This is a genomic window from Klebsiella sp. CB_Kp196 (genome assembly GCF_040061575.1).
In the GTDB taxonomy this organism is placed as follows: Bacteria; Pseudomonadota; Gammaproteobacteria; order Enterobacterales; family Enterobacteriaceae; genus Klebsiella; species Klebsiella michiganensis.
This window is the reverse complement of the sequence record NZ_JBEAFH010000071.1, coordinates 1-14,027: the sequence shown is the minus strand read 5'-3', so window position 1 is coordinate 14,027 and position 14,027 is coordinate 1. Positions and strand designations below refer to the sequence as shown.

Here is a 14,027-nt window from a genome sequence, read left to right as displayed (position 1 = left end):
GTACAAAAAAATGACCATATTATGGTTGTGGTAAAGGACGACAGAGGAGGAACCGCGATGAGCGTTGACAGACTATATCGTAACCTGATGAATAAGCTGATTAATGCCAACATTGATCTCGATGCTTATTTACAGCTGCGTAAAGCAAAAGGCTATATGTCAGTCAGCGAAAACGACCATCTACGTGATAACTTGTTTGAACTGTGCCATGAAATGCGTCAACACGCGCCGCGCCTGCAGCACGTCGTTGCGCCGGAGGAAAAGGATGCCCTGCGGCTGGCGGGCGAAGCCGTCGCTTCCGCGGCGGTGTGCCTGCTGAGCGGACATCATGACTGCCCGTCCTACATCGCTGTCGACGTAGATAAGCTGGAAAGCTGCCTGGCGGTATTGCGGCTAAATATTCATAAATTGAATGATTCCAAGCCCATTACTCATGCCTGAGATCGGGGGGAGCCTGCTCCCCCCGATTAATGTTATGTAAAAATCCCTTCCCGTTTTCCCACGCTGGCTACCCTTATCGCATTGCTGACAAAAGGAGTATGCCATGCGCCAGACCATTACCCTGATGATAGCCCTTACCGCACTGTTGCTGCCTGCGGCTGCCCTTGCCGCCCGGGAGCGCGTAGAGGTGCTGCAGAACCAGCTTGAACACCCGTGGGCGCTGGCCTTTCTTCCGGACGATCGGGGCATTCTGATGACCCTGCGCGGCGGTGAGCTCCGGCTGTGGCAGCGGGAAAAAGGCCTCGCGCCTGCGATTTCGGGCGTACCGCAGGTCTGGGCCAACGGGCAGGGGGGGCTGCTTGACGTGGCGCTGGCCCCGGATTTCGCCCAGTCGCGCCGGGTCTGGCTAAGCTACGCCGAAGGCGGGAGTGACGACAAGGCCGGGACCGCCGTAGGCTACGGCCGACTGAGCGAGGATCTCCAGCGCCTGGAAAACTTCCAGGTGGTTTTCCGCCAGCAGCCGAAGCTCTCAACCGGCAACCATTTTGGCGGGCGGCTGGTGTTCGACGGCCGCGGTTATTTGTTTATCGGTCTCGGGGAGAATAACCAGCGTTCGACCGCTCAGGATCTCGATAAGCTGCAGGGAAAAGTGGTGCGGCTAACGGCTGATGGCAAGGTCCCGGACGATAATCCTTTTGTCGGCCAGGCTGGCGTCAGGCCGGAAATCTGGTCTTACGGTATTCGCAACCCCCAGGGGATGGCGATGAACCCGTGGAGCGATACGCTGTGGTTAAATGAACACGGCCCGCGCGGCGGGGATGAGATCAACCTGGTGCAAAAAGGGAAAAACTACGGCTGGCCGCTGGCGACGCACGGCATTAACTATAGCGGCCTGCCGATCCCGGAGGCCAAAGGCAAAACGCTGGAGGGAACCGAAGCGCCGCTGTTTGTCTGGGCGAAGTCGCCAGCGGTGAGCGGTATGGCGTTTTACAACGCCCCGACCTTCCCGCAGTGGCAGCACAGGCTCTTTATCGGCGCGCTGAAGGATACGTCGCTGATTGTCCTCAAGGTTGACGGCAATAAGGTGACGGAACAGGAGCGGATTCTGGGCGATCGCGGTAAACGTATCCGCGATGTGCGCGTTGGACCCGATGGCTATCTGTATGTCTTAACCGACGAATCCAACGGCGAGCTGCTGAGGGTGAGCCCGGCGGGCTAATATCAGGTGACCGGGATCATCACCACGTTGCGCCAGGCCTGGCGCTGGTTAATCTGCTGATACCAGCGCTGCAGGTGCGGGCGCGGTTGCCAGGTTTTCACGGTCTCCAGCAGGTTATAAATGAACGGCGCGACGGCGATGTCGCCGAGGCCGAAGGCGTCGCCTGATAGCCACTGACGGCGCGACAGTTCGTCATCGAGAATGGCGAACAGGGTCTCGCAGGTGGCAATACCGGCTTCAATCGCGGCGGGGTCGCGTTTTTCCGGCGGGGTTCTCACCAGCCCCATTAAAATCGGCCGATGGGCCGGCGAGAGCGAACCGTTGGCCCAGTCCATCCATTTCTCTCCCTGAGCGCGTTCGGCGGGCGACTCCACCCACAGGCGATCCTGACCATACTGCGCGGCCAGATAGCGGATAATGGTGTTGGATTCCCAGAGCACGATATCGGTCGTCTCATCTTTCAATAGCGGTACCAGCCCATTGGGATTCATGGCCAGATAGGCCGGATCGTGATTCAGACCGAACTCCAGGCCTGCCAGAATTTGCTGATACGGGAGGTCGAGTTCTTCCAGCACCCAGCGCACTTTCTTCACATTGGTCGAGTTATTTCTGCCCCACAGCGTAATCATATCCGCTCCTGCTTTTTATTTCGCCGCCGTTGCGGCGTAGTGAGCATTCATGTTGGAATAAAGTTAATATTCCGGCAAGTGATTTTATTTTGCTGAAATTAAACGCTTTTTATACCCACTACCTTGCGTTTGGGGCACCCTTGGGACAGAGCGTTAGAAAAACTACTATTCAGCATTTCCACCTGGTTACGGTCCATCTCTCCGATCCACTTCGAGTAAATCTCATAAACCATCTTCGCGTTCTCGTGACCCATCTGTCCGGCGATAAACGACGGGTTAGCACCGGCCGTTAATAGCCAGCATGCGAACGTGTGGCGCGACTGGTAAGGGCGTCTGCTCCTGATCCCCGCCTTCTTTAATCCAGCCTCCCAACTATACCCCAGAGACTGAGAGCCATAATACTTCGTTTCCCCGCGCCAGTTTTTGGGCGGGATAAACACGAACCGCAGTTTTTGTTGTTCAGTTAAACCATGTTCGCGGTGATGGAAAGTGATTTCGGTTTTGCTTAATGCGCCAGTTAGCTTGAATTGTTCGCGTAGAGCATTCAGCGCAGGTTCAAGTAGGGTTACAGTTCTGATCCCCGCTTCGGTTTTGGGTGGCACAAACAGGCCCTCATTCGTCTGGTTACGCCTGACGTAAAGCTCACCCTTATCAAGGTCCACATCCTCCCAGGCTAAAGCTGTAAGCTCTCCATGCCGAAGACCAGTAAAGATAGCTGTAGTCCAGAGCAAAACATACCGAGGAGATAACGTTTTTATGAAACCTTCGTACTCACTCTGTAGAAGCGGATCCGGGTCTCTCCTGGAGCGCTTAAGCATCTTTATACCTTCGTGAGGGGTATGCTCGATAAAGCCGCTCAGATTCGCCAGCTTGAGCAAAGCAGTCAGGTTGTTCATCAGGCCGTTGACCGTGGATACAGCGCGACCTTTTCTTTTAAGCCAGGGCGCGTGATCGCTAAAGGTGTTACCAGTTAATAGCGCGTTCCTGTAATTCAACAGGTCGGTATGCTGAATATCCGCAATATGCGTATTACTTCCAACAATAGCGCAAAGTGTTGCTATACGTGATTCTGCGCCTCTGTATGACGCAGCTGAGACCTCAAGCTTTTTGGCATTAAGATAAACTTTGCACAATTCGCCGAAGGTTTTAATTTTTTGTGTTGTGGTGAATTTTTTAAGCGCCTTTGATTCAGGGAAGTGCTCTGCATAGTCAAATTTGCCTTGCTGAATCTCACTCATAATTAAAGCACGGAGATTGCCCGCTTTTTTTATATTGCTATTTGATACAGTCCAGCCCCGCAAAACTTCGCGGCAACGTATGCCGCGATATAGAAAGCTAATTCTTATTCCTTTCCCATGCAGCTCTACGCCAGCAGGCATATTCATTATGTTTCCCCGACAAGCCTATTAATCCTGGTGTAGTTGTAGAGAAGCGTTACCCTTCCTTCTGAAGCTTTTGGATCTGGTGGGTGCTTCTTATAATGAATGCCCTCGATCCATCTCCCCTCCCGGTAAGATTTAATTTGCCGGGGAGTCATATACATCTTCGCTACAATTCCCTTTTCCATCACCCATTCATCTTCTTGAGTAATATCGGCTATAAATAACCTCATGGCCGGGAAACTTTAATCAGTTCCCCGGTTTAATGTTGATTATTGGAAATCAAACGCTGGATCCATCAAGATGATCAAACAAACTCCAGTATCTCGACCAGTCTGGCTGCGAATACTCTTCCGCTTCATCATCCCATTCGCCAGCAAAGGGGTCTTCACAGACCGAGGTTAGCCATAGCCCTATCGCCGGACAGTCAGGGTTTTTCTCGAATAATTCAGCGATAGCAGGCCAGTGGTTTACAGTGGCTTCATTTGGAGGGAAATCAGAAAGGTAAAGCCGGATGTATTCAGCTGCACGGGAGTAATGCTCCTTGAGGACATACATCCGGTCATATGTCATTGCTAATACAGCTCGGTGATGAAGAGGAATGTCCTCACGATTGGCCAGAGGCCATAGCTTATCGATACATGCCATATACCCATAAGGGACAGTTCTCAGATAACGGATAGCCATGTCGTTCCAGATTACGGGACCGCTGCCCCATGCATTGCGAAACTCTTCAGCAGTCTCTGATTTTTCGCCAGGCCAAACTCGTATTACTGTTGTGTAGCTCATCGTGAAGCCTCCGCACGAAGTGCGCTGTATGCGCGCAGTACGTGAGGTGTTTTCCCGGAAATAACCGTTTTTAAAATAAAGAATCCGCTGCTGTTATGGCGTACACTCGGAGCCAGAAACAAGGCTGTATCCACAGCGCGATTATGGCGGCGGAATTCGAATACCGTACTTGTGACAATCACGTTTGCTATTACACCTTTATCGTTAAATTCTATTTTCATATTTGATATCCCCTTCTGCAGGATTACTAACTGAAACTTATTTCATTTATTCCAGAGCGAAGGCCGCAATTGGGCTGTTGCTGGTCTGGTTGGTAATGAGTTTCGGAATGAAGATTTTGCGGCCGTAAGTGTTTCTTTCTTCTTTTGCTTCTCATTGCACACAGGGCAGTAATAGGCTTGCTTACGGTATGCACCCTTTCCGATGGGGCGATACTGCAACTCTTCGCGTGCAAAGGAGCCGCCGCAGCTGTAGCAGCGGAGTGTTTCGGTTTCCATATTTATTCCTGTATTAAGGTGTGTGGATACCTGCCATTTAAGGCATTAATTCATTTATTCGATAATTAAAATGAAACTTCGGTATTTACTTTATATTGCCCTGTAAGCAAGTCAGCATCTACGGAAATTAAATCTCCGTACAGGTCATAATTTAAAACAACATCACGAAATTGAAGCCCTGAAAGCGCATCCGTACGACCGCAAAACATACGGTCTTCTTCGTGCTTTGCTGCTTCATGAATATCCTTCAATGACGCCATGGCCTGAGCCCACATTTCGCCATCGCTATTAAAAAAAGCAATTGCAAGCTTGCCTTGTGCTGCCTTAACCGCAGGATTGTGTTTCGGTAAACTAGCCATTAAACACCCCCGTAACATGCAGAATTTTGATAATGGTCGCAGGCCAGGCAACAAGGCAGATGGCCAGAACAATAACCAGTGAACGAATGCCATTTCTGCTCATACTCCACCCCAGCAATGAAAGCTTACCGATGCGACCACAAATAAAAACGGAACAACCTTCAACCAGAACCGGCGCCATGCTGGCTTGTCTTCTTCTCTAATCATTTTCCCCCCTTAATTCAATAAATGACGTATTAGCTGACAACCTCTTCTGTAGGAAGGCCAATCATCCGGTTAAGGTCTTCCACTTTTAAAGCAGGAAGAGAGGCTCTGGCGTTATCGCTATTTTCCGGGATAAGCTCTTTGCATTCCGGCCATACTTCGATAAGGCGCTTTAAGGTGGTAACAGAGTTCAGCGCAGCCCATACAGTTGCTTCGATTTCCTTTGCTCTGGCATTCAGCTTTTGCTCTTCATTCATAATTTCATCAAAGCGCTTAGTTATTTCATGCTCAGCACCAAAAAGGCATAAATCACGGTTCGGCGTAAAAAGGAGAATATCCCCGCCTTTGGTGTCTTTACCGTAAGGACACCAACCAAGCTGACGCCCGGAGATGGATATATATATTGACGAAGATAGTCCGCTTGATAAGTAAATCGAAGTGCCGGAAGCGCGAAGCTCAGATAAAAGTTTATCCAGCTTTTCATACGCCTTATCAACCTTTGCTGTTTTCTCTGCGCCACCAAAAGCAAAGACGCGTGCATCCCTTGCCACTTCATGGCGCTTAACCTGCAAGGCTTCAAGTGCTGCAACAATCCCGGACTTTGTTAATGCGTTTTTAGCAATTTGTTCGCGGATTGCATTTGTTAATCGAATGGATGTCATTTTTTACCCTCATGCGTGTTGAGTACCTAACAGACCTTGCAATGCAGTGCCAGGTGCCTCCCGGTGATACCAGCCAGTTAACAACTGGTAACGACAGCTTCTTTTCCACCCCACTCTTTTTAGAAACGAGTGTTACCGCTTAACTGTGCCGCGTGCGCATAGCCGCATTCACTGCATTGCAAAGCCTGTTGATTTTTAGCCTTCAGGCGGCCAACCGAACGTTTAACCTATCGCACCGTTGTGTCGATAAGTAGAGAATACTACATAAAGTAGATTGGTCAACACCTAAAGTAGAAATAAATATCTACTAAAAGTTGTTTTTAACGATGTGGAGACACAAAAAAACCCAGCATTGCTGGGTTTGGTGTGGTTGTTTCTGATTTATTTTTTGTCTGGATCTGCGTACTCGCTATAGAACTCCAGGAGCTTCTTATAGCGAATCTCAAAGGCCAGAAGCATGTTGTTTGCTTCTGCATCAGGGAATTTTCTGAAGACTCGAATCAGGCGTTTCTCTTCATCGCTTAAGCTCGCGAATTCTGTTTCATCGCCCTTCTCTGGTTGGGTGAGGGTGACAGTCTCCGGGGCTGCGTTGGATTCAGCACTGTTTTCTACTGCCCCGTAGTCTAGCCAGGCTGGAGGCACGCTCAACCATTCCGCAATTCTCATCAGCTTTTCATCGCGCGGTTTTGCTGTGCCAAGCGTATACCGCCTAGCCATTTCGTAGGTGACCTGTCCCGCATGACTTAATTGCTTAACAGACAAGTTCTTTTTACTCATCTCTTGGTTAAGTCGATCTGCGAAGTCTTGATGCTTATTCGATTTTTCTACCATAGGTAGAAGATTACGGCAGAGAGTGTTTTTAGTCATTTCTATTTTAAGTAGTTGCATTTTATACTTTGTGTAGTATTCTCTACTTACCAACTCACAGGAGGTAAGAATGCCTACACCATACAAAAACATAACGGAGAAAGCCGTTAGAGCGATTGGGAATGTTTCCTGTGTCGCCCGCATGTTCGACTTTAAGTCGAGCCAGTCAGTAGCAAATTGGATAAACCGAAATTGCGTCCCTAGTGATCGCGTCATCCCACTCTGTCGCATGGGAGGGTGGGTAGTAACCCCTCATGAACTTCGCCCGGATCTTCATCCAACACCGATTAGTGGGCTTACGGAAGAAATTATCACCAAGCGGCAGAGGGAGTCTGATTGATGGAAATCAAACACGAGCACGTTGAAATGGTTCTGCTGGCCTGGGCTGCTGAAGTCGGACAGGCATACGCAGCCAACGCGATTACTGAAGAATACGTGCGCTCTGGTGGGACTGAGCTTCGTCTGGTTCCGGGTAAGGCGTGGGCCAATCAGCAAAATATCTTCCATCGCTGGCTAAAGGGTGAGACCGAACAGCAACGCGAGAAAATCCGTCTGCTGCTTCCGTCAATCCTGCGCGTTCTGCCGCGTGAAATCCGTCATCGTCTGAGCATCTACGACACTATCGAACGTCGGGCATTGCTGGCGGCCCAGCATGCCATCGGAACGGCTATTGATGCGCACGATGACGCTATTGAAGCCATTTACAGCAAGGCTTATCAGCCTGTCGCTGTTGAAGTAACGAAATACCACTGATTCCGGAGGTGACTATGTGTACCCAGTCTGCTGCTGAATTGATTGCTCGCCTGAAACGAGCGTATCCGGCGTATGAGCCGTCTGAAGGAGATTGTGCAGGCACTGGCATCCCTAAGGCCGGTTCTCGCTTCCAGCACAGGCACAAAGGCCACATGGTAACGGTACTCACAGCGACAGAGAAAGATGTTTCCTACAGCAAAGCCTGCGGGGCTATTGGCTGGGTGGGATTGAGAGAGTTTTTACGGCTACACAATGAGGTTTCGGAATGAACAATCAGGTGTTTGAAATTGTTCAGGCCATGTCGGGACAGGGGAACTGCATAACGATCCCCGGACCGTATCTGGATTTCTTTGCAGGAGACAGGCAGCAGCATTTGCTGGCGGCCATTCTGAATCAGCTGGTGTTTTGGTCCGGCAAGTCGAGTCTGGAAAACGGCTGGTTTTACAAAGAGCATGCAGCGCTTGCGAAAGAGGTTCGGGTTTTAGAGGGCGATGTGGTCCGAAGAGCTATCTACAAAATTACTGAGCAATATTTACCCGGCGTTATACAGGAAGAAATTCGTCAGGTTAACGGTACGCCGAAGAAGCATTACCGCATCGACCAGGAAGAGCTGATGCTCAAGATTTTCCCGTCAATACTGGATTCGGCACAAGTGCCGAATGGAAGCAAAATATTGAAAGTATTGGATTCGGCGCAAACGCCGAATGGAAACGGCACAAACGCCGAATCCTATCTCTATACAGATCTTAAAAGAACAGATCTTATAACAGATCTTAAAAACCAAGGCGGAGAGACTTCCCCTGTGGATAACTTTGCTGAAAAACATCCTGAAGCGGTGATTTTCAACGCTGAAAAAAGCCTTTGGGGCAGCGCTGAGGATCTGGAGTTTTCAGAGTGGTTTTATGCCCGCGTCGTCGAGGTACATGAGCGTGCTGCTGAATTCGACGGGACGATTTCAAGACCGCCAGAGCCAAACTGGACCTTCTGGGCGAATGAAATCCGGTTGCTTCGCGAACAGCAGGGCTGCACTCACGAGCACATGTACACGATGGTTGAACGCATTCAGAACAGCTGGTGGGTCAAGGACATTAAAACCGCAGACCGCCTGCGGAGCAAATGGCCTGAGGTGGCTGTGAAGCTTTGTCCGGCAAATCTCACAACCGGTGGCAACCTCGGTTTTAGCGGCAAGGTTCAGGCAGATATTCCTAAGGGTTTCAGGGGCTAAGGAGTTTTTCAATGAAAAAAACCAAATCCAAGAAAACACAATACAACGGTGAAATCACGATGATCGAATTTCTCAAAGCTAATTCTGATTTGACTACGCGTGAAATCGCCAATGCGCTGGGGCGCGGTATGTCGTCAGTGAATGGCCAGCTTCGCCAGCTGCATGGAGCGGGGCAGATTGTCCAGAGCGGCCTACGCAACGGCGCAGCCTTGTGGCGCTTTAACGACATGCCGTTTGGCTGTGCGAACCGTATCCGCATGATGTTTGAAAACCTCCTGAGGGAATGTCGCGGGGTTGCTCAATGAAATTACAGAAATGCCCTGATTGCGGCGCGGTACCTGAGTTTCACTGGAAAGATTATACGTTTGGCTCATGTTCAGGCGCCCTGAAATGCCCGTATGACCATTACCGAGTCCAGCACAGTTACTGGGCTGGTGGAAAGAACAAAGCCAGACATGCTCTGGAACAAAAATGGGTGGAAGCGGTGAATAAAAACGAGGTTAAAAATGGCTAAAGATTCGAAAGTGGTATACGGCGCCAGTGGCAAGACAAACGTTTTAACGTTCGAGCCTGAAAACCTTCATCTGGTTACCGACAAAACTCATCCGCTTTACGATGAGCGGGTCCACCTTCCGATCGACGAAGGGATGATACTGAACATTAAAGAGCTGGGCGTACTGGAGCCAATTATCGTCTGGAAAGACCCTGAAACGGGGCTCACCTGCGTGGTTGTAGGCCGCCAGCGCGTTAAACATACCATTGAGGCAAATAAACTCCTTCTTAAAGAAGGCAAAGACCCACTGTTTGTTCCTGGGGTCGTTAGGCGCGGGTCAGCAAATCAGATGGCTAAATACATGGTCAGCGAAAACGAAATTCGCCGACCTGATACACCGCTTGGCCGGGCTAAAAAAATGTCAGACGCGCTCGACCGCGGGCTCGATGAGGACGACATTGCAGTGTTGTTTGGCTGCAGCGTTCAGACCGTTCGTGCAACGCTCTCCCTCCTCGAGGCTACCCAGGCCGTCCGGGAAGCGGTGGAGTCTGGCACTGTTACCGTTACCCAGGCGCGTCAGCTTGGTACGCTTCCACCGGAAGAACAGCGGGAAAAAGTGAAAGAGATTGAATCTGCGACCGCTGGGACTACCGGCCATGAAAAAGCCAGGCGTCAGCGTGCTGTGCTGGGCGAAACAAAGCCACGTCTCAAATCACGCAAAGAAATCACAAAAGCCCTTGAAGGTGCCAGCGGTGAATACGCTGATGCTCTGCGCTGGGTACTTGGAGAGGAATCATTATGAGTAAAGTAGGCGATCATTTCTTTGAGTTCCCTGCATCACGTGGAACTCAGGGTGGTTCAATTGTCCTGATGCTGACTGTTCCTGCACGGACACTAACGAGAGTCCTCGCCAGCGATAACTACGGGGACACCCTTGATCGATCTCAGCGAGAACTGAACCCAGCCAGGGCGAAAAAGTTTTATCAGTATCTTGTTGAAGCATACGAAAACAAAGAGCCATTTATCATTCCACCGCTGGTAGGTAACTGCGATTCGTATGTTGAATTCGAAGAGTTCGGAAACACTAATGTCGGGGTGGACCGATTCCCGATGGATTCTGAGATTAAATTGTTTGATGGTCAGCATCGTGCAGCCGGTATTGCGGAGTATTGCCGCACCATTGATGAACGTAAGCGTGCAGCGAGAACCGTATTGACGGGGATGTGTTATTCAGTTGGCAGTGCTACGCGCCAGGGGAGTAGCTCGCTGACCCGGTTTATCGGCCAGTCAGCAATGACGTCAAGGACATAACGGAGGTAGCTTTCTGGCTCCACTCCGTTCAGTTTGCATGTCCCGATCAGGCTGTACAGCAGCGCTCCCCGCTCTCCTCCATGATCCGAACCGAAGAACAGGTAGTTTTTGCGGCCCAGGCTGACCATCCGTAGCGCATTCTCAGCTATGTTGTTATCTGCCTCGGCCCAGCCGTCGTCAGTATAGTAAGCCAGCGCCGGCCACTGGTTCAGTACGTACGTGAACGCTTTCGCCAGTTCTGAGTGTCGCGACAGCGTTTTCACCTTTTCACGCAGCCAGCTTTCCAGGGATTTCAGCCGCGGTTTAGCTTTTTGCTGACGTTCTGCAAGGCGTCGCTTCGCCGGCATCCCCCTTATTTCCGCCTCGATGGCATATAACTCACCGATCCGTTTCAGGGCTTCCTCCGTCAGCGCTGACGGGGTGCGAACGTGCACATCGTGGATCTTGCGGCGGGCATGAGCCCAGCAGGCAGCTTCCGTTATCTGTCCATTGCGGTACAGTTCGTTGAACCCGGCGTACGCATCCGCCTGCAGAACACCGCTGAAGCCAGCGAGATGGCTCTGCGGGTGGATACCTTTTCTGTCCGGGCTGTAAGCGAACCACACTGCCGGCGCCAGCTCTGACCCGGCGTTACGGTCGTCACGAACGTAGGTCCATAACCGCCCGGTCTTCGTTTTCTTATTACCTGGCAACAGCACCGGGACAGGCGTGTCATCAGCATGGAGCTTACCGTCAGTCAGCACATAGTCCTGAAGCGCCCCTTCCAGCGGTGACAGTAGCCGGCAACACGCATCCATCCAGCCCGACAGCAGTGAGCGGCTCAGCTCCACACCCTGGCGGCCGTATATTTCAGACTGGCGGTACAGCGGGGTGTGCTCTGCATACTTTGAACTCAGCACGCGGGCCAGCAGCCCCGGTCCTGCGATACCCCGCTCGATGGGCCGTGAAGGCGCGGGGGCCTGCACGATGGCATCGCACTGAGTACAGGCATGCTTTTCACGTACTGTCCGGATAACCCGGAAGGCGCTGCGCATCAGCTCCAGCTGTTCGGCGGCATCTTCACCCAGGTAACTCAGCGTACCACCACATTCCGGGCAGCATGACGCTGCCGGCAGCAGCCGTTTTTCGTCACGGGGAAGTGATTCAGGGAACGGTTTGCGGGTACGGGTCTGCCGCAGCGGGCGCTGCACGGCCGGGTCATCCACCCGGCCGGTAAGGGTATCGCTTTCTTTCTGCAACTGCTTAAGGTCGGCTTCCATCTGCGCGATACGGCGGGAGACTTTTTCGGAGCGGCTGCCGAAGTTCATCCGGCGCAGCTTATCCAGTTGCGCCTGCAGGTGATCTATTTCGCGTTCACGCTCGTTCAGCTTTTCCAGAAGGGCACGGTTCAGCGCCTCCTGTTCGGCAAGGAGACGTTTCAGTTCATCGATATTGTCAGGAAGTAAGCTGTTCATACCGGGTATATTACCTGGCTCATTCAGCGTCGACCAGGATAAAGAGGCCTACAACATAGTCAGTGACGTAAGCAGTCTTTTAGGCTGCCGCCAGTCGATACCTTCAAGGAGCATCGCCAGCTGTGCCGGTGTGAGGAACACTTTGCCATCCCGGGCTGACGGCCAGGCGAAGCGGCCGCGCTCCAGCCGTTTGGTCAGCAGACACAGTCCATCGCCGGTAGACCAGAGGAGCTTTACCTGACTGCCATTACGCCCACGGAAGATAAAAACGTGACCTGACATCGGATCGTCTTTCAGCGTCGTCTGCACCTTTGCCGCCAGGCCGTTGAAGCCGTTTCTCATATCGGTGATGCCAGCGACCAGCCAGATCTTTGTCCCTGATGGTAATGGGATCAACGTTTGAGCTCCCGTATCAGCAGGTTCAGGATATTTTCGCTGATGGCACCATTCAGACGGAGTGATCCGTGCCGGAACGTCACTTCACAGCTGATATTGAGTGATTCAGGTGCCGCAGCAGCTACAGGTTGTGACCGGGGGGAGGTTGCAGGGACAACATCTTCGGCATCAAGTGTTATCGGGAGCAGCTCAGGCACGTTGTTTTCTATTGTTGAAGGAGGACGTAGTTTTCCTTCGCGCCAGTACTGGCGCCACTTGAACAGCAAATTATCGTTGATCCCATGCTCACGAGCGAGTTGCGCTACGGAGATCTCTGGTCGATGCGAGAGTTCAACCATTTTGATTTTGAACTCAACGGGATAATTAGGGCTTTTTTTACGCACTGCGGTTAATGATTTCATGGATAGCGTCCACCATATTTGGTGTCCACTATCCTCTCAGGAATATCAGGATCTGCCAGACGGTGCTGAGACGACGCTTACTGATGAACCGATCCATGTCCCGATGATGCTTACTCTCCAGTTGCCACTGAAGACGCGCCAGCAGTTCTTCTCCGACATTAACAATAATGTTTCGAAACCTTCTGCGGCTATCAACATGGCCTATAACGGGCGCGATAAGAACGCGCAGGAGATGGTCAGCTTTATCAGTTCACATGACGTCTTTTCTGAAGTCACCGATTTTGAGCACAACGTCGTTCCCGCGAAAAGTGATAAGTGGGTGAGCTTCAAGGCCCTTAGTGATGCCACTGCAAAATTTTCAGGTTCATGTTCGCAAGATGATCTGGAGGGGTTGTGGAATGCCTGGCTGATGCTGACTGGTTTAGATGATATTCGCCGCGGTACGAATCAGGCCGAGTACAAACGCGAGTATATCCAGTTCCATGCTGTGATGATCAACGCCTTCGGCTACGCAGTGCAGAGGTTAAGCGAAGGTCGGGGAGTTCGCGGGGTCACGCTGATGATTGAGGACCTGGTAATGAATACCGGCATTGCCGATCGTGAAGATTTTTTCCTCATTTCATCTTGGGATGGTATTTGCGCCAGCTGCGAGAAAACAAGGCCAACGGTCATTGCGAATGTCTCATCTCAGAAAGCTGCAGCATCACGCCTGATGGATGCCATCGTGAATAAAAACATGTCTGTCAGTAACGGTAAGGAATCAGTCAATGGCCAATAACCAGTTAACAGATGAAGAGCTGCAAACGTTAATCATCGAGTTGCAGCAGACCGCTTACCGTCTTAACGGGACTAATTCTGCTTACCTGATGTCAGATGCGATAAAGCCATTGCGCGAGCTACAGGAACGCCGCAAGGCCGAGAGGGACAGCGAGCCGGTTGCGTGGACTG

Annotated in this window: 21 protein-coding genes and 3 pseudogenes; 11 read left to right on the top strand and 13 right to left on the bottom strand. The window is 51.3% G+C overall.

All coding sequences use genetic code 11. From position 1 onward, the window contains the following. The first annotated feature begins 57 nt into the window (after nucleotides 1–57). Nucleotides 58–441, top strand: a complete 384-nt coding sequence (gene bssR / locus ABLU87_RS25060) for a biofilm formation regulator BssR (RefSeq protein ID WP_004849210.1) — start codon at nucleotides 58–60, stop codon at nucleotides 439–441. 103 nt (nucleotides 442–544) lie between these two features. Further along, nucleotides 545–1,660: a PQQ-dependent sugar dehydrogenase gene (locus ABLU87_RS25055; RefSeq protein ID WP_025108076.1), complete on the top strand. Its 1,116-nt coding sequence runs from the start codon at nucleotides 545–547 to the stop codon at nucleotides 1,658–1,660. 2 nt (nucleotides 1,661–1,662) lie between these two features. On the opposite strand, the gene ABLU87_RS25050 is transcribed toward ABLU87_RS25055, so the two are convergent. From ABLU87_RS25050 to ABLU87_RS25005, 10 genes are all read right to left on the bottom strand, one after another. Next, nucleotides 1,663–2,289 carry a glutathione S-transferase family protein gene (locus ABLU87_RS25050; RefSeq protein WP_014837893.1) on the bottom strand — a complete coding sequence of 209 codons (627 nt, stop codon included), beginning with the start codon at nucleotides 2,287–2,289 and terminating at the stop codon, nucleotides 1,663–1,665. 98 nt (nucleotides 2,290–2,387) lie between these two features. Beyond that, on the bottom strand, nucleotides 2,388–3,674 hold the full coding sequence (locus ABLU87_RS25045; protein ID WP_112070502.1) for a site-specific integrase: 1,287 nt from the start codon (nucleotides 3,672–3,674) through the stop codon (nucleotides 2,388–2,390). Next, entirely contained in the window at nucleotides 3,674–3,901 is a 228-nt protein-coding gene (xisR, locus tag ABLU87_RS25040) for an excisionase family protein (protein ID WP_227633956.1), read from the bottom strand. The genes ABLU87_RS25045 and xisR overlap by 1 nt, the downstream gene beginning before the upstream one ends. Before the next feature lie 49 nt (nucleotides 3,902–3,950). Further along, nucleotides 3,951–4,457 carry a hypothetical protein gene (locus ABLU87_RS25035; protein ID WP_112070503.1) on the bottom strand — a complete coding sequence of 169 codons (507 nt, stop codon included), beginning with the start codon at nucleotides 4,455–4,457 and terminating at the stop codon, nucleotides 3,951–3,953. Continuing rightward, the gene (locus ABLU87_RS25030) at nucleotides 4,454–4,678 is read right to left on the bottom strand and encodes a hypothetical protein (protein WP_112070504.1); all 225 of its coding nucleotides are present in this window, start codon (nucleotides 4,676–4,678) and stop codon (nucleotides 4,454–4,456) included. Before ABLU87_RS25030 ends, ABLU87_RS25035 begins: the two co-directional genes overlap by 4 nt. A 42-nt stretch (nucleotides 4,679–4,720) precedes the next feature. Further along, complete coding sequence (locus ABLU87_RS25025) at nucleotides 4,721–4,954, bottom strand: hypothetical protein (RefSeq protein ID WP_196942170.1); 234 nt, start codon at nucleotides 4,952–4,954, stop codon at nucleotides 4,721–4,723. 65 nt (nucleotides 4,955–5,019) lie between these two features. Then, nucleotides 5,020–5,313, bottom strand: coding sequence for a hypothetical protein (locus ABLU87_RS25020; protein ID WP_122117791.1), 294 nt, complete (start codon nucleotides 5,311–5,313; stop codon nucleotides 5,020–5,022). Then, entirely contained in the window at nucleotides 5,306–5,416 is a 111-nt protein-coding gene (locus tag ABLU87_RS25015) for a hypothetical protein (RefSeq protein ID WP_310886807.1), read from the bottom strand. Before ABLU87_RS25015 ends, ABLU87_RS25020 begins: the two co-directional genes overlap by 8 nt. Before the next feature lie 133 nt (nucleotides 5,417–5,549). After that, complete coding sequence (locus tag ABLU87_RS25010) at nucleotides 5,550–6,179, bottom strand: Nmad5 family putative nucleotide modification protein (RefSeq protein ID WP_177340425.1); 630 nt, start codon at nucleotides 6,177–6,179, stop codon at nucleotides 5,550–5,552. A gap of 381 nt (nucleotides 6,180–6,560) precedes the next feature. Then, nucleotides 6,561–7,067 carry a hypothetical protein gene (locus ABLU87_RS25005; protein ID WP_077267846.1) on the bottom strand — a complete coding sequence of 169 codons (507 nt, stop codon included), beginning with the start codon at nucleotides 7,065–7,067 and terminating at the stop codon, nucleotides 6,561–6,563. A 49-nt stretch (nucleotides 7,068–7,116) separates the two neighbouring features. On the opposite strand from ABLU87_RS25005, the gene ABLU87_RS25000 reads away from it, so the two are divergent. The 7 genes and pseudogenes from ABLU87_RS25000 to ABLU87_RS24970 form a co-directional block, all read left to right on the top strand. Next, on the top strand, nucleotides 7,117–7,386 hold the full coding sequence (locus ABLU87_RS25000) for a YdaS family helix-turn-helix protein (RefSeq protein ID WP_049111952.1): 270 nt from the start codon (nucleotides 7,117–7,119) through the stop codon (nucleotides 7,384–7,386). Further along, a complete protein-coding gene (locus tag ABLU87_RS24995; protein ID WP_064362852.1) occupies nucleotides 7,386–7,799 on the top strand; it encodes a toxin YdaT family protein in 414 nt (137 codons plus the stop codon). The genes ABLU87_RS25000 and ABLU87_RS24995 overlap by 1 nt, the downstream gene beginning before the upstream one ends. Before the next feature lie 265 nt (nucleotides 7,800–8,064). After that, the gene (locus ABLU87_RS24990) at nucleotides 8,065–9,024 is read left to right on the top strand and encodes a hypothetical protein (RefSeq protein WP_196942169.1); all 960 of its coding nucleotides are present in this window, start codon (nucleotides 8,065–8,067) and stop codon (nucleotides 9,022–9,024) included. Between the two features lie 11 nt (nucleotides 9,025–9,035). Further along, nucleotides 9,036–9,329: a FaeA/PapI family transcriptional regulator gene (locus ABLU87_RS24985; RefSeq protein WP_122117794.1), complete on the top strand. Its 294-nt coding sequence runs from the start codon at nucleotides 9,036–9,038 to the stop codon at nucleotides 9,327–9,329. Beyond that, a complete protein-coding gene (locus ABLU87_RS24980; RefSeq protein ID WP_070596248.1) occupies nucleotides 9,326–9,538 on the top strand; it encodes a hypothetical protein in 213 nt (70 codons plus the stop codon). The genes ABLU87_RS24985 and ABLU87_RS24980 overlap by 4 nt, the downstream gene beginning before the upstream one ends. Continuing rightward, nucleotides 9,531–10,319 carry a ParB/RepB/Spo0J family partition protein gene (locus ABLU87_RS24975; protein ID WP_122117795.1) on the top strand — a complete coding sequence of 263 codons (789 nt, stop codon included), beginning with the start codon at nucleotides 9,531–9,533 and terminating at the stop codon, nucleotides 10,317–10,319. The genes ABLU87_RS24980 and ABLU87_RS24975 overlap by 8 nt, the downstream gene beginning before the upstream one ends. Continuing rightward, nucleotides 10,316–10,696 (top strand): annotated as a pseudogene (locus ABLU87_RS24970) (DGQHR domain-containing protein); the annotation flags it as partial. The gene ABLU87_RS24975 and the pseudogene ABLU87_RS24970, both read left to right, overlap by 4 nt. 47 nt (nucleotides 10,697–10,743) lie before the next feature. Here the strand turns inward: ABLU87_RS24970 and ABLU87_RS24965 are convergent. Genes ABLU87_RS24965 through ABLU87_RS24955 form a run of 3 tightly spaced genes read right to left on the bottom strand, consistent with a single transcriptional unit; the run spans nucleotide 10,744 to nucleotide 13,079 of the window. Beyond that, nucleotides 10,744–12,282, bottom strand: coding sequence for an IS66-like element ISKpn24 family transposase (locus tag ABLU87_RS24965; protein ID WP_023290558.1), 1,539 nt, complete (start codon nucleotides 12,280–12,282; stop codon nucleotides 10,744–10,746). A 48-nt stretch (nucleotides 12,283–12,330) separates the two neighbouring features. Further along, complete coding sequence (tnpB, locus tag ABLU87_RS24960; protein WP_000612626.1) at nucleotides 12,331–12,678, bottom strand: IS66 family insertion sequence element accessory protein TnpB; 348 nt, start codon at nucleotides 12,676–12,678, stop codon at nucleotides 12,331–12,333. Beyond that, the gene (locus tag ABLU87_RS24955; RefSeq protein ID WP_023290559.1) at nucleotides 12,675–13,079 is read right to left on the bottom strand and encodes a transposase; all 405 of its coding nucleotides are present in this window, start codon (nucleotides 13,077–13,079) and stop codon (nucleotides 12,675–12,677) included. The genes tnpB and ABLU87_RS24955 overlap by 4 nt, the downstream gene beginning before the upstream one ends. Before the next feature lie 82 nt (nucleotides 13,080–13,161). On the opposite strand from ABLU87_RS24955, the pseudogene ABLU87_RS24950 reads away from it, so the two are divergent. Both ABLU87_RS24950 and ABLU87_RS24945 read left to right on the top strand, forming a co-directional pair. Further along, nucleotides 13,162–13,857 (top strand): annotated as a pseudogene (locus ABLU87_RS24950) (DGQHR domain-containing protein); the annotation flags it as partial. After that, nucleotides 13,847–14,027: pseudogene (locus ABLU87_RS24945) on the top strand (hypothetical protein); the annotation flags it as partial. The pseudogenes ABLU87_RS24950 and ABLU87_RS24945, both read left to right, overlap by 11 nt.